Origin of the sequence: Kamptonema sp. PCC 6506 (assembly GCF_000180455.1) — a bacterium.
Lineage (GTDB): Bacteria > Cyanobacteriota > Cyanobacteriia > Cyanobacteriales > Microcoleaceae > Kamptonema > Kamptonema formosum.
Window position 1 is genome coordinate 1 of the sequence record NZ_CACA01000221.1, and the last position, 18,700, is coordinate 18,700.

Annotated in this window: 13 protein-coding genes and 1 pseudogene; 7 read left to right on the forward strand and 7 right to left on the reverse strand. The window is 44.3% G+C overall.

Translation table 11 applies throughout. The features are described 5' to 3' along the window. Positions 1 to 75: 75 nt before the first annotated feature. From OSCI_RS11375 to OSCI_RS11390, 4 genes are all read left to right on the forward strand, one after another. On the forward strand, positions 76 to 1,152 hold the full coding sequence (locus OSCI_RS11375; protein ID WP_007355093.1) for a branched-chain amino acid ABC transporter permease: 1,077 nt from the start codon (positions 76 to 78) through the stop codon (positions 1,150 to 1,152). Between the two features lie 155 nt (positions 1,153 to 1,307). Beyond that, positions 1,308 to 2,873, forward strand: coding sequence for a branched-chain amino acid ABC transporter permease (locus OSCI_RS11380; RefSeq protein WP_007355094.1), 1,566 nt, complete (start codon positions 1,308 to 1,310; stop codon positions 2,871 to 2,873). Next, positions 2,873 to 3,649: an ABC transporter ATP-binding protein gene (locus OSCI_RS11385; protein WP_007355095.1), complete on the forward strand. Its 777-nt coding sequence runs from the start codon at positions 2,873 to 2,875 to the stop codon at positions 3,647 to 3,649. The genes OSCI_RS11380 and OSCI_RS11385 overlap by 1 nt, the downstream gene beginning before the upstream one ends. Positions 3,650 to 3,760: 111 nt before the next feature. Beyond that, a complete protein-coding gene (locus tag OSCI_RS11390; protein ID WP_007355096.1) occupies positions 3,761 to 4,468 on the forward strand; it encodes an ABC transporter ATP-binding protein in 708 nt (235 codons plus the stop codon). Between the two features lie 121 nt (positions 4,469 to 4,589). Here OSCI_RS11390 and OSCI_RS11395 read toward each other — a convergent pair whose 3' ends face one another. After that, positions 4,590 to 10,061, reverse strand: a complete 5,472-nt coding sequence (locus OSCI_RS11395; protein ID WP_007355097.1) for a response regulator — start codon at positions 10,059 to 10,061, stop codon at positions 4,590 to 4,592. A gap of 775 nt (positions 10,062 to 10,836) precedes the next feature. Between OSCI_RS11395 and OSCI_RS31465 the strand changes: the two are divergent. Continuing rightward, a pseudogene (locus OSCI_RS31465) lies at positions 10,837 to 10,935 on the forward strand (transposase); the annotation flags it as partial. A 127-nt stretch (positions 10,936 to 11,062) separates the two neighbouring features. Here OSCI_RS31465 and OSCI_RS11400 read toward each other — a convergent pair. Then, complete coding sequence (locus OSCI_RS11400) at positions 11,063 to 11,752, reverse strand: GvpL/GvpF family gas vesicle protein (RefSeq protein ID WP_007355099.1); 690 nt, start codon at positions 11,750 to 11,752, stop codon at positions 11,063 to 11,065. 166 nt (positions 11,753 to 11,918) lie between these two features. On the opposite strand from OSCI_RS11400, the gene OSCI_RS11405 reads away from it, so the two are divergent. After that, entirely contained in the window at positions 11,919 to 12,233 is a 315-nt protein-coding gene (locus OSCI_RS11405) for a hypothetical protein (protein WP_007355100.1), read from the forward strand. Between the two features lie 162 nt (positions 12,234 to 12,395). On the opposite strand, the gene OSCI_RS11410 is transcribed toward OSCI_RS11405, so the two are convergent. The 5 genes from OSCI_RS11410 to OSCI_RS11430 form a co-directional block, all read right to left on the reverse strand. Next, positions 12,396 to 12,650, reverse strand: coding sequence for a gas vesicle protein GvpG (locus OSCI_RS11410; protein WP_019487077.1), 255 nt, complete (start codon positions 12,648 to 12,650; stop codon positions 12,396 to 12,398). A 15-nt stretch (positions 12,651 to 12,665) separates the two neighbouring features. After that, the gene (locus tag OSCI_RS11415) at positions 12,666 to 13,400 is read right to left on the reverse strand and encodes a GvpL/GvpF family gas vesicle protein (RefSeq protein ID WP_007355102.1); all 735 of its coding nucleotides are present in this window, start codon (positions 13,398 to 13,400) and stop codon (positions 12,666 to 12,668) included. Positions 13,401 to 13,459: 59 nt separating this feature from the next. Next, positions 13,460 to 15,295 carry an AAA family ATPase gene (locus OSCI_RS11420; RefSeq protein WP_007355103.1) on the reverse strand — a complete coding sequence of 612 codons (1,836 nt, stop codon included), beginning with the start codon at positions 15,293 to 15,295 and terminating at the stop codon, positions 13,460 to 13,462. Between the two features lie 415 nt (positions 15,296 to 15,710). Then, positions 15,711 to 16,016 (reverse strand): RNA recognition motif domain-containing protein, encoded by a 306-nt coding sequence (locus OSCI_RS11425; protein WP_007355104.1) that lies wholly within the window; start codon positions 16,014 to 16,016, stop codon positions 15,711 to 15,713. 210 nt (positions 16,017 to 16,226) lie between these two features. Then, the gene (locus tag OSCI_RS11430) at positions 16,227 to 17,132 is read right to left on the reverse strand and encodes a M23 family metallopeptidase (RefSeq protein WP_007355105.1); all 906 of its coding nucleotides are present in this window, start codon (positions 17,130 to 17,132) and stop codon (positions 16,227 to 16,229) included. Between the two features lie 244 nt (positions 17,133 to 17,376). On the opposite strand from OSCI_RS11430, the gene OSCI_RS11435 reads away from it, so the two are divergent. Next, complete coding sequence (locus OSCI_RS11435) at positions 17,377 to 18,591, forward strand: HhoA/HhoB/HtrA family serine endopeptidase (protein WP_007355106.1); 1,215 nt, start codon at positions 17,377 to 17,379, stop codon at positions 18,589 to 18,591. Positions 18,592 to 18,700 lie beyond the last annotated feature (109 nt).

An 18,700-nucleotide genomic window follows, 5' to 3' on the forward strand; every position in this document is an offset into this window, starting at 1 on the left:
TGAGCAATTAGCCATTAGCAATTAGCCATTAGCAATTAGCCATTAGCAATTAGCCATTAGCAATTAGCAAAAATAATGAAAAATTGGCGGATTATCCTTCTGTATCTAGGTGTAGCTTACATAATTTTACTGTTAGGGCCGATTGCTGGATTTGACTTGCCTCGGATTGTTGTAGAAATAGTCCGTAGCCCTCAAGTTTTGATTCAACAATTGTTAGTAGGTCTTGTCAATGGTGCTCTACTTGCGATTATTGCGTTGGGTTATACGATGGTTTATGGCATTATTGAGCTAATCAATTTTGCTCATGGCGACTTGTATATGTTGGGTGGTTTTGCGGCTTTAACGGTGATGGGTGCTTTGGGTATTCAGGATGGAGCTCCTCTCGCAGTTGCTATTCCGGCAATGTTAGTTGCTTTAATTGCTAGCACGGGTTTTTGTGCTGGAATGAATATTATTACTGAACGTTATGCCTATCGACCATTGCGAAATGCACCGCGTTTAGCACCGTTAATTTCAGCAATTGGAGTTTCTTTTATTTTCCAAAATATGGGATTATTTTGGGGAGGTTTGAGGGCTTTTTTCCCTGTGATGGGAACAAACTCTGCGGCCCCTAAAAGCTTTCCCGATTTGTTGCCCAGAATTGATATTCTTAAAGCTTTGGGGATTGATAGCAGTATTGTATTTACAACCAAAGATTTGATTGTTTTAGTAGTTGCCACAGTGTTGATGGTTTCGCTGCACCTATTTGTGAAGTACACTCGTTGGGGAAAGGCGATGCGTGCTACTGCTCAAAACCGAGATGCGGCTAAAATTATGGGAATTAATGTCGATCAGATTATTGCTCTGACTTTTTTAATTGGTGGTGCATTGGCTGGTGCTGCTGGGCTATTGGTGGGATTGTACAATAATACTATTGTTTTTACAATGGGTTTTACTGCGGGATTAAGGGCTTTTACGGCAGCAGTTTTGGGTGGAATTGGTAATATTGTCGGGGCTATGTTGGGGGGAGTTTTGATTGGAGAATTATCGTCTATTAGCGATCAATATTTGTCTAGCCGTTGGACTAATGCTTGGGTATTTGCGGTTTTGGTGATTATTTTGGCATTTAGGCCGGGAGGGTTATTAGGAGAGAATGTTCAGGAAAAGGTGTAAGTTGGTAATTGGTAATTGGTAATTGGTAATTGGTGATTGGTAATTGGTAATTGCTTAAATTTATTTCTCGATATATTCGGCGGTTGAAACCGCAGCTACACAAACGAAGTCCGCCTACGCGGACTAAAGAATGAAACAACTAACAATTAACAATTATGAAAAAAAAGATAATTAAAGCAATTAAGTCAAGTGGTATTGTGGGAGCGATCGCAGCCTTAACCGTTCTCATCTTTGGTGGTTGGAGTGGTTCAGTGATCGGTTGGTTGCTGGGTGCGGGTGCGGGTTTCATCCGCTGTCGCAACGAGAAGATTTATAGCCCAAAAATCGGCGCGAGACTGGGTATTGAGGCGGGATTAGCATTAGGAATTTGGCTAGCGATCGCCAGCGTCATAGAAGGAGTTATACTCAGACCGAGTTCTGGTCAATTTCCTGTACCCTTGGCGACTACATTACTTTACGGTACTTGCAGTTTAGCGCTCGCCACTCTTGCAGGCGGAATCATGGGAACCCTACAGGGAATACCAGGCGATCGCAAACGATTAGCTACCCTAGTTACACTGGCTTTCATCCTCATCTCCTTTCCCTTTGTCGATGCAGCAGCAAAAACCGAATGGATAGCTACAGTAGTACAGATTCAAATTTTTATTATCCTCGCCTTGGGCTTGAATATTCCTGTAGGTTTTGCCGGCTTGCTTGACTTGGGATATGCAGCTTTTTTCGCGATCGGCGCTTATACTACTGGCTTACTTTCTTCTCCGCAACTTAACTTATATTGGAACTTCTGGGTGGTACTACCAATTGCGGCTTTAGTGGCTGCGATCGCGGGCGTAATTTTAGGTACTCCGACATTGCGATTAAGAGGTGACTATCTGGCAATTGTCACCCTGGGATTTGGGGAAATTATACCCGTTGTATTTAGAAATTTAACTTCAGTGCGGATAGAAGAACCCATATCTAAACTATTAGGTTCCATCTTTGGTCATCCAGAAATAGCCATTTGTTTTTTGGGCTGCGAACAACCCCTTAACCTCACAGGCGGCGAAGCCGGAATTAACCCTATTGGTCGCCCATTTCTGCCCATAGTCGGTACATTTAGTGCGGGCAACTATTACCCTTGGTACTACTTAATTTTATGTCTAGTTGTCTTCTCCTACTTTATGATTTCACGGCTACGAGATTCCCGTCTGGGAAGGGCTTGGGCCGCTATGCGCGAAGACGAACTCGCCGCTAGTGCGATGGGAATTAACCTCGTCAAAACTAAGCTATCAGCCTTTGCAATGGGCGCTACTTTTTCGGGATTTGCAGGTGCATTTTACGCCGCTTATATCAGCGCTATTTTCCCTAGCGTGTTTGATTTCTCGGTTTCTGTAATCATTTTATGTATGGTAATTTTAGGGGGATTAGGAAATATGAGTGGGGTGATTTTGGGGAGTATTATTATTATGTCTGCGGACAGACTTTATCTACCACAACTCGCACAAATTCTCAAAGGTTTTCTCAATACCTCCGTATTACCTAACATTACCAGTCCAGAATTGCGAGACTTTCTAGCAACCAGTTTAGACCCGATACAATTGCGCTTATTTCTGTTTGGTCTAACTCTAGTGGTAATGATGATTGTACGCCCAGAAGGACTGATTCCTGATAAAGTACATCAAGCGGAATTGCACTCAGATAATGAGGCGAGTAATGAATCTTTAGCCGATGCGAGGAGTCAATAATGCCACTATTGGAAGCACATCAACTGACAATGCGATTTGGAGGATTAACTGCGGTTAACCAGGTTAATTTTACTTTGGAAAAAGGCACGATCGCTAGTTTGATCGGCCCTAACGGAGCCGGGAAAACTACATTTTTCAATATGCTTACGGGTATCTATGTCCCTACTTCTGGTCAGTTGCGGATAGAAAATCAAGACATTACTGGTTCGCCCCCTGACAAACTTACAAGTTTGGGAATTGCTAGGACATTTCAGAATATCCGTTTATTTGGTAACATGACGGTATTAGAAAATGTTTTAGTAGGCAGACATAGCAGACTAAAAACTGGATTGTTAGGAGCAATACTCCGTACTCCCGCAGTAGAGCGAGAAGAATTACAAGCTAGGGAAAAAGCACTTTCTCTAATTGATTTTGTGGGTTTAGGCACTTCTAAATCTCCAGAAAGGGCAAAAAATTTGTCTTATGGGGATCAGCGGAGATTAGAGATTGCTAGAGCCTTAGCTTCCGATCCTAAAGTGTTGCTATTAGATGAGCCGACGGCGGGGATGAATCCCAATGAAACGGCTGATTTAACGCGGTTTATTTATAGGATTCGCGATGAATTAGATTTGACAATCCTGTTAATTGAACATGATATGAAAGTGGTAATGGGAATTAGCGATCGCGTTAGCGTTATGGAATATGGTATTAAAATTGCTGAGGGAACGCCTGCGGAAGTTCGAGCCGATCCCCGCGTGATTGAAGCATATCTAGGAAAAGAAGAAGATAATGGCTAATTGCTAATTGCTAATTGCTAATCGCTAATTGGGGAAAATTTCTCCCTATCTCCCTCTTCCCTCTTCCTTCTTCCCTAGCCTCTAGCCCCTAGTCCCTAGCCCCTAAGAAATATGCTTGAAATTAAAGAAATTCATACTTACTACGGTAATATCCATGCTCTCAAAGGAGTTTCACTAAAAGTTGAGCGGGGAGAAGTTGTCACTTTAATTGGTAGTAATGGTGCGGGAAAAACTACCACTCTTCGCACAATTCAAGGTCTGATTCGCCCTCGCCAAGGTAATATCTTATTTGAAGGAAAACCCATAAATTCAATGTCTACAGAGGCGATTGTTCGCTTGGGAATTTCTCAAAGTCCAGAGGGCCGACTGATTTTTCCTCGGATGACGGTACAAGAAAATTTAGAAATGGGGGCTTATCTCCGTAATGATAGTCTTGGGATTAAATCTGATACAGAATTAGTGTTAAATTTATTTCCCCGATTAAGAGAGCGAATTAGTCAAAAAGGAGGGACGCTGAGCGGTGGCGAACAGCAAATGTTAGCAATTGGACGGGCGATGATGTCGCGTCCTCGGTTGTTATTATTAGATGAACCAAGTATGGGTTTAGCTCCGATGTTGGTGAGCCAAATCTTTGCGATTATTCGTGATATTAATTCCCAAGGAACGACGATTTTACTGGTAGAGCAAAATGCTCGGATGGCTTTAACTGTTGCTCATCGGGGATATGTAATTCAAACTGGTCAAGTTGTAGTTGAGGGTACGGCTAAAGATTTGCAGTCTAATGAGACAGTTCGTAAGGCTTATTTAGGCGAGAGTTAATTTGTTAGAACTTACGCAAAACTATCCCTAACGCCGCCCTCTGGGCGGTTTGTTTACCGCCCAGAGGGCGGCGTTACAAACAATTATGTCGTAAATCCTCCTTTGCAAACTCAGCTACCAACTAATTAAACGATTCCGATTTTACCGGAAACGACTTAATTTCCTCCTCAAGAGCCATCCGTACTCTTTGCCACTCAGCCTCAACCTTTAACAACCGATCGTGAGCTATTCCTAAATCTAAAATCTGGTCTTCTCCTACTTCACTAACAGCACGAGCCATATATTCCAAATCCTTGCATAATTCCGACAAAACCATAGCTCCCAAATTAGCACTACTTGACTTCAGCGTATGAGCTGCTACCTTGAGATTACCAGCATCACCAGCCGCGATCGCCACCTTAATACTATCCAAATATCGAGGCGCATCCCCAAGGAAAATATTAATTAAATCCACCAAAAAATCCGGTTCATCATCATCATCATCGTCAAGTTCGCGGAGACTTTGCAAGATTTGAGCATCAATAGGTGGATTTTTCTCAGGAGAAAGAGAGAAAGATGAAGGGATAACCCCATTATCAGATTTAGCTAAAAGCCCTGAATGCTGCAACCCCAAAAGATCGGCTCCCTCCCTCAAAATAGGCTTACATTTACTTAAAGCATTAGCCAATTCTTCGCGGCGGACAGGCTTGGTAATATAATCATTCATACCCGCAGCCAGACACTTTTCGCGATCGCCTTGCATCGCATTAGCAGTCATCGCAATAATCCGAGGTCTTAACTGTTCCGGCCATTCCTGACAAATACGGCGCGTTGCTTCTAACCCATCCATCTGAGGCATCTGCACGTCCATCAACACCACATCATAAAATTGCTTCCTTAAAGCCTCTAAAGCCTCCAATCCATTACCCGCAATATCTGCTCGATATCCAATTCTTTCTAACAAGTGCGTAGCTACTTTCTGATTCACTAAATTATCCTCTGCCAACAAAATCCTGAGCTGATTACCATTGCGACCATTCTCACTAGAAGAAATATTTGCTCTGACCGCATTGCTAGTGGCTGGTAAAGTTTCATTCGTTGGATTGACAGGATATTGTTCCTTCACATGAGGCGACTGTTTCAATCCTAAATTCACGCTACTAACATCTACATTTTCCGGCTTTTTATTTTTAACTCCTCCATCCCCAAAAATTTGCAGCAATACATTATAAAATTGAGATTGTTTTAGCGGCTTAGTTAAAAAGCCTGCAAAATTAATTTCTGCATTTTCAAGTTTTTTCCATACTTCTGCCTTACCTAAATAAGTAAACATCACCATCGGCAACCGTCGCTCTGGCTCAGTTCTCGCTGGCTCCGAGCCATTGACTAAGTGCGAATAACCTAGCTCAAAATTCCGAATCTTATTTGCTAGAGCTATGCCATCCATATCTGCCAAATTCATCGCTAAAATCGCTAAATCAACCATCGGATTGTGTTGGAGCAATTGCATAGCTTCTGCTCCTGTTGCAGCAGCAATCGGGATCATTCCCCAATACTGAGATAGCTTAATTAAAACTTGTCGATTAGTATCATGATTTTCCACAATTAACAAGCGCTTGCCCTTAATAAATTCTGGCGGTTCCTCCACAGAGCGAGACTCAACAGCTTGGGCAATAACTGTAAAATAAAAAATAGAACCAGACTCCAATATTTGTGTATCAACAAAATGTTCTGGAGGACTTCCAGCCATACTTTGTCGGGTTCCAATTGGGGGAGAATGAGAATTTCCAGCTACAGGTGCAGCCTTGCTCACTACCCACATTTTACCGCCCATCATCTCGCTCAAACGCTGGCTAATAGCTAAACCTAAACCCGTCCCTCCATATTGCCGCGTCGTCGAAGCATCGACTTGAGAAAAAGCCTTAAACAAGCGATCCATTCGATCGGGAGGAATCCCAATTCCCGTATCCTTAACAGCAATTTGAATTTCGTAAGGTACAGGTACTTGGTAATTAGATAGTGGTAATTTATATAACTCTTCCCCATGCCGTTCGGAAATCTTCCGCGCCGTAACTGATACCACAATTTCTCCCGCTTCTGTAAATTTCACGGCATTGCCGAGCAGATTTACCAAAATTTGGCGCAGTCTGGTGACATCTCCTAATACCTTAGATGGAACTGAAGAATCAATTAAATAAGCCAATTCTAAACCTTTTTCCGAAGCTTTAGGAGCGAGCAAATCTAGAGATTCTTCAATACAAGTCCTCAGTTCAAAGGGATGCTGCTCTAAATCCATTTTTCCAGATTCAATCTTGGAAAAGTCAAGAATATCATTAATAATGGTCAACAAAGCATCACCGCTAGTACGGATTGTCTCCACAAAATCTCTTTGCTCAGGAGTTAAATCCATATCTAAAAGTAAACCAGTCATCCCGATTACCGCATTCATAGGAGTGCGAATTTCGTGACTCATAGTAGCTAAAAATTCACTCTTAGCTCGGTTAGCAACTTCTGCTGCTTGCCGTGCTTGCTCTAAAGCTTCGTTTTGCTCTGCTAATTGTTCCTGCCTTTTAACTTCCGTTTCTAAAAGGTGTGCCTGAGCAAGAGTAATTCCTACTTGAGCGGCGACATCTTCTAATAGTTCAATTTCATCAGTTGTCCACTGGCGAGTTACATCGCACTGTTGTAAAGTAATAATGCCATTCGGTTCACCCTGATAAGAAGTGCGAACCGAAAGCATAGATTTCAATCCAATTCTGCGGCACATAGGAGCCGAAGATTCTAATAGGGGATCGGCAAAAACATCGGGAGAAGCTAAAGCTGCATCTTCAGCAAGTAACTGTTCCGTATAAGGATTATAAGTGACAGAAAGCTCTAAATCTAAAGTAGATTCATAGCCCGGTTCTAAATATTCAGCTACGCAAGGGAGATGGGGATAAGGTTCAATAATATAGCTGTGAATTGTACAGCGATTAACTCCAAACACCCGACCAATTTGGGTAGCAGTAGTTTGAAAAATCTCTAGAGTATCTAACTTGGAACGAACTTTTTGAGTGATTTGCTTTAATAACAAAACCCGCTGATATTGGCGCTGTAAAGTTTGTTCCCGTTCTTCCCGTGAAATTTCAGTACCAATATAAATCGCCATTAACTTGAGAATTTCTAATTCTACCGGCTTGAAAGGCGACCTACCAGCGGGAGAGGTAAAACTAAGAGTACCGTAAACTCGACCCTGCACCATCACGCGAGCACCGATAAAAGCTTCTAAGCGGCGGACTGTATAGGCGGGATGGTGTCGCCACTGAGAAGTCCCAGCCGATTCTATAGAAATGGGTTCGAGCGATCGCACTACCTCGCGCTCAAAAGTTCTCCCCAAAGCAAAACCATCTCCTTTGGCAAATCCGAAGGGGAAATCTTCTGGTAAATAAGCAGCAATCACCTCATAGCGATCGCCCGCCACTCGCCCCAAAAGTCCAATATCCATCCTAAAACGCTCGCACCCCATTGCCAGCAGCCGAGAAATTCGCTCCTCAAAATTGCCATTTGTCCCTAAAGTCACCTCATAAAGCGATCGAATTGCCTCCTCGCTTTCCCGCAAATCCTCCACCGCTTGAAGCTGATGGGAAATATCGCGCAGCGTCCCAAAAACTCCCGTAACTGCGCCTTCGGAATCTAGCATTACCTGAGCAAACATTTCTACCGTAATAAAGTTAGGCTCGATCGGGGATTGAGGAGCAAGAATTTTTAATTCTGCATCCACGACTTCCAACTTTTTAACAGAGAGCTCCCGCCGATAAAATTCCGAGCGAAGTGTAATTAAAGACTGAAATAAATTTGCACATTCAGTTTGGTTTTCGGGATGAATCCAATCTAAAAAATTAGTTCCCAAACACTCAGAAACAGAAAAACCTGTAATCGCGACCCAAGCTGGATTCAGAAAAGTCCAAACACCTGCCGTATCGATCTGGAAAATCGCTGTTTCCTTAAGGCCTGAGAGCACTTTTGCATACTGTGCCTCATTTGTCCGCAGATCGATCTCTAACTGCTTACTGAGGGTGATATCCGTATTAGTGCCTACCATTCGCACGGGTTCACCAGCAATATTTCGCAGTGCTTGACCGCGAGCGAGTACCCAGACAATACTCCCGTCTTTGGAGAGCATCCGAGACTCATTAACGAAGTTAATAGTCTTCTTGCCTAAATGGTCTTCTAAAGCCGCCCTTAAGTCATTAATATCATCTGGGTGGACGCGATTGAACCATTCCTCAATGGTGTTAGAAATTTCGTGGCGATCGCAGCCTAACATCTCCTTCCAACGCACTGAGTAAAAAACTTCCCCAGTTTGGATATTCCAATCCCAAATCCCATCGCTATTAGCTCGAATCGCCAGATTTGCCCGTTCTGAGCTATCTTTAAAAGCCTCCTCTATTTGTTGGCGATCGGCTTTAAGGCGGTTGACCTCAATCTCAGCTTTGTGCAGTTGAGAACTAGACTGCTCGATTTGGCGTTGCAACCCTACTAAGCCAGAATGTAGCGATCGCGAATCCAGAGCTTGCAGAAGAATAGTTCTAGGATTCACAATACCCGTAGGATGCCCCGTATCGTTAACCATCACCAAAGGTAGTTGGTCATAAGTTTTATGCAGCATAGCCAGAGCCGATTCCAGGGTATCCCGCGATCTGATCGGCGACGGCGAGTTGCTACATACTGTAATCGCCCTAGTCTTGCTCAAGTCAAGCCCCAAAGCCTGCAACTGTAAAATATCGCGAGAACTAACAGCCCCAATCAGCTTACCCGTATATTTTTTATGGCCCTCAACACCGCTAGAGCCATTAATTTCTAGTTCTTGACCGTTTCCCCCTTCCGTAATCAGTACATAGCTAGCGTTATGTTTAAACATCAATTGCGCCAGATAACGCACAGAAGAATTAGCCGGTGCGTGAATGATTCTCGATTGGTGAATCTGCGGGATTTGACCGACTTTGATTAAATTAGCGGGGAGTATGAGGGGTGGGGATGGGGAAGATGGGGAGGATGGGGAAGATAGGGAAGATGGGGGGGATTTAGCTACCCTACCTCCCCTACCTTCCCTACCTCCCGTCTCTTCCCCTCTCTCCCATCCCCAGTCCCCCATCCCGAATCCTGTTTCCAAGAAACTTTGAGGAGTAATCATACCCACGAGCTCCTCAGAGTCGCTGACGATTGGTAAGTGTCCGATTTGGTGTTTGCGAAGCAGGGCGAATAGGGTGAAAATGTCAGGAACTTGGGATTCTCTTGCTGAGATCACAGACCTAATCATGATTTGCGAGAGCGGAAATCCCCTTAAACTTGCGCCAATCGAGTTGAGCTGTATAATATCTCGCTCTGTCAAGATACCCAGAATAGTTGCAGGGGCGACCGTAGGAGCCAAAAACGATGCTGCTCCCCTGCCATTTGCCTCTGCTTTCTTGCTGTGTTCCCCTGTCGAGACTCCTGTACCTAAATGTTGTTCTACTACCAGTACATAGCTAGCACCAGCGCTACTCATCTGCACGATCGCATCTTCCACGGACGTTTGAGGAGTCGCCGTGAGAGGATTGCGATTGATGGCCACACTAACAGAGGGGATAAACATCAGGGGGCTAAGAGTGAAATTTGCTGGAAAACCTGACTGTGGCTAGCGGGTTGGCTAATAGGTTCAGAAGGCACGGTTGACGCGACACTACCCGCTCCTACCTCCAAAATATTGGCATCCAGAGTTAATTCCGCACCACATCCTCACACCGGACAGGTTGCTTAAGCACAGTTCCATTTGGATTTGTAACGGAGCTTGCCTCTTGCTAGTATGCTTGGAGGCGCGAGCGCAACCAGCCTAATGCAAATATATTGTTACCTTAAGGGATTTGCCAAAACACAAACCCCTAAAAACACTACTGGCATTTCCCAGCAGCTCTAAGAACGCGGCTAACCCTAGCACAACCCAAGGAGAAAGGAAAAAGGTAGCATCTGACCGCAGAAGCAACTAAGCACTCGCGATCGCGGCGCAAAGTACCAGTTTTCTAACTCCCCCAAACACACCAATGCACCCTAGATATCTCATACAGTTCCGATCTTAGGCATCTGCAAACCGCTAATTTCCCAGTAGCAGAGACCCCAGGATACTGTTGTCACTGAGTAGCGAACGGACTAGCAGCTCATAGACTTGCCACTGGCAGTCTCAGGCTAAGCCGAGTTTTACTCATATACTCCCACATTAACAAAATACTGCCAGCCGGCCAGATCCAATTGGTCGATGTGAAGCTTGATTTGCCCCTTCATGAAACTTACAGACTTTTCGCCACGAAAACCCACCCCTTCAGGGGTCGGGATGAGTAAATGCGGATGAGAGCCGCATTGCCATATTCTTTATATTCAAGTTACTGGGAACTCGTGACTTAAACTTTTATCAGCCGAAGCAAATCAAAAGAGTCAGGGTTGTCAAAAGAGCCGATGGCTTCTATTGCCAATTCCTAAATCAAAGACTCGTTCTTTTAACGGCATTGGTTGCACCTGGCTGCAAGCTGAATAAGTCTTTGATGACGTATATCAAGGGTAAATTCAATTTTTAAGACTTGTTAATAATTAGCTTTTTTTTGTTCACAAAAAGTGATAAGGAGGTAAAGCCTCTCCTAGTTGTATCTCCCAGTGGGGGCAAGTTTCTTGCAAAGTCTGATATCTTTCTAACAGTAAATATTCGTCTTGAAAGTTGACTAAAACATAAATCCGCCCTTCCCCATCTGCTGTTGGTTCCACTGTTGCAGATGGATAAGTTTCGCTAGCCAGCGTACAAGCTTTTTGCCACTCTGCTGCTTGGACTTCATTAAAATCTTGGATTTGTTGATATCGCTGCTTTTTAGCCAGAAAATACTGCCTTCCTCCTGTTTCCAAAGGTAATGGTTCCTCTGGCGGCAAAAGGGGGGTAAATTTTAAGCTATATTCGCCTTTTCCCTCAAGTTGTTCTAACTTTTCTAGGTATTGTTGACTATGAGATTTTAAATGTATCTGCAAGCTTTCTGTAGAGGCAAAGTAAGTCCCAAAGCGTAGGGGTAAAACAGACGTTTGACGAAATACTTGACAGATGACCCGATCGTGGGCTAAAACTGCCTGCATTAAGCGATCGCTGTCATCTTCAAAGGAGACTACAGATATTTCTGGCTCTACAAGTGCGGATAGGCTATCGCTACTAAAAATCTGAACTTCACCGGCAATTCCACTAGGTAAGTCCAGGGGCGTGAGAGGTGTTTTGAGTAGAGCGTAAGTGTGAAGGTTATACTGATGGGACTCCACAAGTTTATATTAATAGTTATGATATAATTTTAACACCTGCGGCAATCTGTGTCTAGTGATTTAGCAGACAAATTCTGGTAAGGTGGGCGCTGCTATCATTTAATTCGATTAGAATAGCATCGCATCAGGACACGCCCTACTATTAGAAATATAATAGGAGTTGTTTATGTCTTTTCTTCGCGCACGCGGTACTATCCGACCCAAAATTAGCACGATGCCTCGACCGAAGACGGAGGCTTCAATGCAGCTAGAGCTTTACAAGTTGGCGATGGAAAAGCAGCGGATTCAACAAGAATTGAGGGTTTTGGAACAGCGAAAGCAACAGTTACAAGAACGCTTAATTATTGTTAATAACGAGGTTGTTGAAGTCGAAAAAAAAACTATAGAATTGCGCCTCGGCGTTCCTGATGTACCTCAGTCAGCGACTCCTAACACCATTGCTGATTCAAAAAAATTAGATACTTTTTACTTGGAATATTAATATTAGTGGTTAGTTGTTAGTTGTTAGTTGTAGGACTTACCAAGGTGGCCCAGAAACCGGGTTTTTTACCAAAATACTTCGTTCCAGCCCACAGATTCCCTAAAAACCCGGTTTCTCTGGTCATAGCGCATAAATCCTGAATGAGCAATTACCCATTACCAATTACCCATTATCCTCTTCCTCATTCGCCATATCTTCCATTTCCTGTATTTTGATTAACAGTGCTTCCTCCTGTTCTTCAAAGTCTTCTTCGGAAACTTCCCCTAAATCAAAAGCTAGCTGTAAAGCTAATAATTGCTTGCCCAAGTTTTCAGTCTCATTAAGTTCAGAATCAACCCGTTCTTGAATTTGTTCGCCAATCCACATTATGCCACTAATTGGGCCTAATACGGGAAGAGTCAATAAATCAAAAAGCATAAGTTTTTCTCCAATTTAACTAAGTTGAGCAAAGGTATAAGGTGCAGTAAAATTGTTATAGCGAATTCTCAATCTCTCTCCAAATTTTAGGTCTATTTCTTCGACGGTTTCCCCAAACTTAGGTTCGCTTTCCCAAGGAATCAAAAAAGCTGCATTATAAATCATCCCTTCTCTGAGCATAGCACTTTCTATTACTTCCACAGCTAAATAATTTAACTCATTCCGAAAAGCCTGAACTACTGTTTCTTTCCGATGTTCTAAAGCAGCCTCAATCATTTGACCAATTTGGATGATTTGATCCATACTTAGCGCTTGACCTTCCAAGGAATCCCGTTTTTCTTTTAAGCTTGGATTTGATTCCATCAATGCTTGCAATTCAACGGTTGTCTCCCAAAATACTTTAACACTAACTTCTTGCAATCCTGTTAATTTTTCAAATAATTCTTTGAGTTGAGTTTGATAAGGGTTAGTTAGTTGTTCTGTTACCGCCTCCCAAGTTTTGATTACCATCCCAAAACGCAGAGGTAAAAGTGTGCGGAAACCTGCTGACATTGCTTCTTCTAAAACTTTTTCGTGACTCAGCAAGTGGCGGCGCGAAGCTAGGTATTTTTCTTGGGTAGCTTGGGAATACAAGAAGGTAAAACCGTCCAAATTTTTGCTATGAACTGGTTTTTGGTCGAGTCCTTTTAAGTTTAAATTGCAAGGGCCAGGAGTAGGAAAAATTCCGTAAAGGTAGAAGCCACAATCCATAAAGTTTGCCAAAATAAGTAGCTATATTTAATTAACAGTTAACGGTTAACGGTTAACAGTTAACGGTTAACACTTTGCCGCTGTTCTGCTAGCCGCTCATAAGCTGTGCTAAAATGAGTCGTGGTAATTTGAATAGCACTCGCATCTGGTAAACTTTGGGCGCGGTAGCAGCGGATGGCTTCAACTGCGGCTTGATTGCTAAAAAGTGCTAAATCTGCACCGTTCCAACCTTCTGTTAAAGTTGCCCAATATCCCAAATCTACTCGCTCTAAAGGTCTGTCTTGATTGTGTATTTCTAAAATTGCTAAACGGTTTTCTAGATTTGGTAAGTCTACCTTTAATTGTAAATCTAAACGACCGGATCTAAGCAAGGCGGGGTCGATAATTTCCGGGCGGTTAGTAGCGCCAATTAGCAGAACATTGGCGCTATTATGCAGACCATCTAATTCTGTTAATAATTGTCCCACTACGCGATCGCTTACGCCGGAATCCCCACTATGACGACCCCGCGCGGGGGCTAAACTGTCAATTTCATCGATAAATACGACGCAGGGGGAGGCTTGACGGGCTTTGGTAAATAATTCTCGCACGGCTTGTTCCGATGCGCCTACCCAACGACTGAGTAATTCTGGCCCGTTGACGCAGATAAAATTTGCCCTAGCTTGGGAGGCGACTGCTTTTGCGAGTAAGGTTTTGCCGGTTCCTGGTGGCCCCCAGAGTAAAATTCCTCGCGGTGCGATCGCTTTGGTTTGGCGGTAAAGTTCTGGATGTAAGAGTGCCCCTTCCACTGATTCCCGCAGAGTTTGTTTGATGCTTTCTAGTCCGCCAATTTCTTCCCAAGGGACATTCGGAGATTCTATTTCAACGCTTCGCAATACGGCGGGTTTGATTTCTTTAAGGGCCTGCAAAAAGTCGGAGTGAGTTACACTCATGGTGTCGGGAATTACTGCTTCTAGTTCGGGGATGTGGCGACGTAAGGCGCTATAGGCAGCTTTTTGACAGACTGCTTTTAAGTCTGCGCCTACAAATCCTACTGCTAAATCGGCGATCGCGCTTAAGTTTACTGTCTCATCTAGGGGTTGCGATCGCGTCAGAATTTGCAAAATTTCCAATCTTCCCTGACAGTCTGGTACGGGAAAATGGACTTCGCGATCGAAGCGACCTGGACGGCGTAAAGCGGGGTCGAGATGGTCGGGACGATTAGTAGCTGCTAGCAGAATCACGCCTTTTGTTTGAGCAAAACCATCCATTAAACTTAACAGTTGAGCAACGAGGCGCTTTTCTACTTCACCTTCAACTTTACTGCGATCGGGCGCGAGGCTATCAATTTCATCAATAAATACTAAACAAGGGGCATTTTTCGCTGCTTTTTCAAATATTGCCCGCAATTTTTGCTCAGCTTCGCCGTAATATTTACTCATTACTTCCGGGCCTGCAAGGGCAATATAATTAACACCTAATTCATCAGCGAGAGCACGGGCAGTGAGGGTTTTTCCTGTTCCTGGTGGCCCCACTAATAGGACACCTTTTGTCGGTTCTAAGCCCAGTTTTTCCAGTAATTCTGGTCGTTTGAGGGGAATCGCCACTAATTCTTTAAGTTCTTTAAGAACTTGGCCGAGTCCGCCTACATCTTGAAGAGAAGGGATTTGTGTCGGTGGGGTAACGCTTGGTTCTGGCCCGGTGGTTTCAGTAGAGGTAGGTTGAGTACGGATGCGAGTAGTACCGATATCCGTTTTGGGAGTTCCAGAACGGGGGATGTTCCCTTGGCGAGGAACGCTACTTAGGGGACGGGTATTAACTTGTACGTCCGCTTTGAGTTCTCCGCTTTGTATTTTTTCTTCCAGGGTTTTTGCTAGTTCTAGCAACTGATCGAAACCTTTGAATAAATCGTTCATGGCATCCTCAGCTAGCGTAGTTTCATACTAACATTTATGTCAGAGTTCGTTAGGATTTTGTGGCGATCGCAATGTATCTAAATAATTTTTTAGGCAATTTTATAGGACTTATAAAAGACCTAACCCCCCAGCCCTCTCTTGCCTACAAGGGAAGGGGGAGAAAGAAAGACCAGCCATTTCCTCTTCCCCTACAAGGTGAATAGGGGGACAAAGAAAAAAAGTAATTCCCCCCTCCCCTATGAGGGGAGGAGGGTAGGGGGGAGAAGTCAGATTTGGTCTGTATCAAAAATCGGGATGCTACCAAAAAATTTGCCCGGAAGAGAAAGACAAAATTTCAGATTGTCTTTCTAATTCCGGGCAAAAAAAATCTCAGCTATAAATCGCCTAAACGATTATCCCCAAGAGCATTTCACTCTTAGTAACGGCGAGAAGAGCGATTGTTGTTAGACCAGTTACCACCACCAGAACCACCTCTTTCTTCGCGAGGCTTGGCTTTATTAACTTTCAGGTCGCGACCCATCCACTCAGCGCCGTCAAGGGCTTCAATTGCTGCTGCTTCTTCGGCTTCTGTTCCCATTTCTACGAAAGCGAAGCCCCGTAGACTACCAGTTTCGCGGTCTGTAGGCAACTGAACGCGCTTGACAGTGCCGTACTCTGCAAAAGTTTGGCTAAGGTGCTCTTGAGTCACCTCATAGGATAAGTTGCCGACGTAAATTGACATAAATCATCTCCAGAATCAAATGTTGTAGAGAGTTAGATTCGGAGAAACGTTGATAAAACGAGTTACACTGCCGAAAATAAGCCTTATAAAAATACTCTAGCACAGGGGGTAGCTTTATGGGGAGAATTTTTTATGAATATTTATTTCTGTGCGATCGCATAACTATCAAAAGCGACCTGAAATATTCATATATATTCTCTGCCATAGTTTTTACCTCTTCATTGCCGATCGCACATAAGGTTCTGGGTCTTCAGCCACCCAACCTAAATTAGAATTGTAGCGAACTTCAAAATGCAAATGTGGCTGGACAATATCAGGTTTTCCAGTTATCCCCACCTTTCCCAAAATATCTCCCTGCTGCACCTTTTGACCGACTTTCACTGCAATATTACCTAAGTGACCGTAGCGAGTTTGTTTTCCCGCCTGATGGTTCACAACCACTAAATTGCCATAAGTCCCTTGGGGCCCAGCAAAGGCCACCGTACCCGCACCTACACTTAAAACCTGTGTCCCAGTTGCTGCCAATATATCTATACCGCTATGGAAAAACACTTGACCCCGAACCGGATGTAACTGCCAGCCGTAACCTAACCCTTCCTTTGCTGTAGCAGGCAGAGGATAGCCTTGTAAAGCGGTTAAACCCTGACTAGCAGAAGTTCCTGGCGACCAATTCACACCGGGTACAAACACCACCTGCGGTGTAAGCTGACAGCCATTCACCTCAAATAGCACGTCGGCTCGGACTTTGTAAACATCAGCCAGCTTTTGCCAAGTCCAACCTGTGGGTACTTCTACGCGGATGCCGTTGTAGGGAGGAATGGCGATCGCGATCCCAATAGGGGCTAAACCTCCTCTCAATGGCGGATTCATCCCCATCAGCGTAGCCGGAATTAAATTATACTGCCGTGCTATGCTCTCCAGAGTTTCACCTGGGGCGACAGTATGACGCTTGATGCGATCGAGTGCCGGCGGCTGACATATCGAGTCGGCCTCTGGTGAAGGCGAATTGGGAGGAAGATTTGTTGGTGTTGGCGCGGGAATTGCTGAAGTTGCCAAAACTGAGGCCATCAACCAGAAAAGAGCCGAAAATGGGAGAAACAAGCGTTGAAAAGTCATGCCAGATAGATTGAAAACGCAGCGAGTTTTTATACTTAGGCAAAGAGTTATCGCGGATCTACTAAGCTTGGTTTACAATGAGAAACAATCTCTGCCTCAATCTCGATACTTTAAGACATTCGATACCATAACGCACCATGCCATCTAAAGAAAAAAGTATTTCTGACGGCAGTTGATGATTTTTTGATTAGATTAGAAGTTAAGGCCTGTGTATTAAGATTGAGGTATCCAGCCAGAAAAGCCGATGAATGTAACTTTAAAGCAATTAACTTTATATCTAGCCTTGCTGTCGATCGGCGGTGGTGTGGGCTGTTTGGGCAGCCGCTACCTGCAAGCAGGAAATCGTCCCGAAGAGTTAGTTTTGCCAGTAGTGCGGCAGCAACTCCCTCCTTATCTGCCACCTCAAGCTCCAGAAAATAAAATAATTGAACGCACCAACTCTAACTTTATCGCTGAAGCTGCGGAAAAGGTTGGCCCGGCTGTAGTCCGCATTGATGCCACAAGCAAGATTTCTTCTCAAGTGCCTGAAGCTTTCAAAAATCCGCTATTTAGGCGTTTTTTTGGAGACAGTTTGCCTTTACCTGAAGAGCGAGTCAGGCGCGGTACTGGGTCTGGATTTATTCTCAGAGATGATGGTCGTATAGTTACTAATGCTCACGTCGTTTCTGGAGCTGATACTGTTAAAGTTACGCTTAAGGACGGTCGGGAGTTTGAGGGTAAGGTGCAGGGTGTAGATCCGCTTACGGATGTGGCAGTGGTGAAGATTAATGTTAAGGGGTTGCCAATAGTGACGATGGGCAGCACTGATAATATTGTTACGGGACAGTGGGCGATCGCGATCGGCAATCCTTTGGGTTTAGACAATACGGTGACAGTTGGCATTATCAGCGCTACTGGTCGCACCAGTTCTCAAGTAGGTATTCCTGATAAGCGCGTGCGCTTTATCCAAACTGACGCGGCTATTAACCCCGGCAATTCTGGCGGGCCGCTATTAAATGACTCTGGCGAAGTAATTGGCATTAATACTGCCATTCGTGCTGATGCTCAGGGTTTGGGGTTTGCGATCCCGATTGAAACTGCTAAGCGAGTTGCGGATCAGTTATTTGCTAAAGGGAAAGCGGATCATCCCTATTTGGGAGTTCAAATGGTCAATTTGACTGCGGTTTCTAGAGAAGAACTAAGCCAGCAGCTCAACGTCAAGATTGTAGCAACGAAAGGTGTCGCGATTACGCGAGTAGTGGAAAAATCCCCAGCCGCGATCGCAGGTTTCCGTCAAGGAGATATTATTCAAAAAATTGATGGCGTTGCAGTTAATACTCCTGGTGAAGTCCAAGAGCGCGTAGAAGCCAGCACTATTGGTCAAGAGCTACAAGTAGAAGTGAATCGACAAGGTAAGGTTCAGAAACTTAAGGTAAAACCTGCTGCTTTCCCAGCGGCCGCTAATTCACCTGGGGGGTGATGGGGAGCGGGGGAGCAGAGGAGCGGGGGAGCGGGGGAGCAGAGGAGCGGGGGGGAGATGAAGGAGATGAGGGAGATGAGGGGCAGAGGAGCGGGGGGGAGATGAGGGA

Excerpts from the sequence above, each read along its gene's own strand:
- OSCI_RS11390 (WP_007355096.1), top strand. The coding sequence starts at position 3,761 with ATGCTTGAAATTAAAGAAATTCATACTTACTACGGTAATATCCATGCT.
- OSCI_RS11435 (WP_007355106.1), top strand. The coding sequence starts at position 17,377 with ATGAATGTAACTTTAAAGCAATTAACTTTATATCTAGCCTTGCTGTCG.
- OSCI_RS11430 (WP_007355105.1), bottom strand. The coding sequence starts at position 17,132 with ATGACTTTTCAACGCTTGTTTCTCCCATTTTCGGCTCTTTTCTGGTTG.
- OSCI_RS11420 (WP_007355103.1), bottom strand. The coding sequence starts at position 15,295 with ATGAACGATTTATTCAAAGGTTTCGATCAGTTGCTAGAACTAGCAAAA.
- OSCI_RS11375 (WP_007355093.1), top strand. The coding sequence starts at position 76 with ATGAAAAATTGGCGGATTATCCTTCTGTATCTAGGTGTAGCTTACATA.
- OSCI_RS11380 (WP_007355094.1), top strand. The coding sequence starts at position 1,308 with ATGAAAAAAAAGATAATTAAAGCAATTAAGTCAAGTGGTATTGTGGGA.
- OSCI_RS11385 (WP_007355095.1), top strand. The coding sequence starts at position 2,873 with ATGCCACTATTGGAAGCACATCAACTGACAATGCGATTTGGAGGATTA.
- OSCI_RS11395 (WP_007355097.1), bottom strand. The coding sequence starts at position 10,061 with ATGTTTATCCCCTCTGTTAGTGTGGCCATCAATCGCAATCCTCTCACG.
- OSCI_RS11425 (WP_007355104.1), bottom strand. The coding sequence starts at position 16,016 with ATGTCAATTTACGTCGGCAACTTATCCTATGAGGTGACTCAAGAGCAC.
- OSCI_RS11405 (WP_007355100.1), top strand. The coding sequence starts at position 11,919 with ATGTCTTTTCTTCGCGCACGCGGTACTATCCGACCCAAAATTAGCACG.
- OSCI_RS11410 (WP_019487077.1), bottom strand. The coding sequence starts at position 12,650 with ATGCTTTTTGATTTATTGACTCTTCCCGTATTAGGCCCAATTAGTGGC.
- OSCI_RS11415 (WP_007355102.1), bottom strand. The coding sequence starts at position 13,400 with ATGGATTGTGGCTTCTACCTTTACGGAATTTTTCCTACTCCTGGCCCT.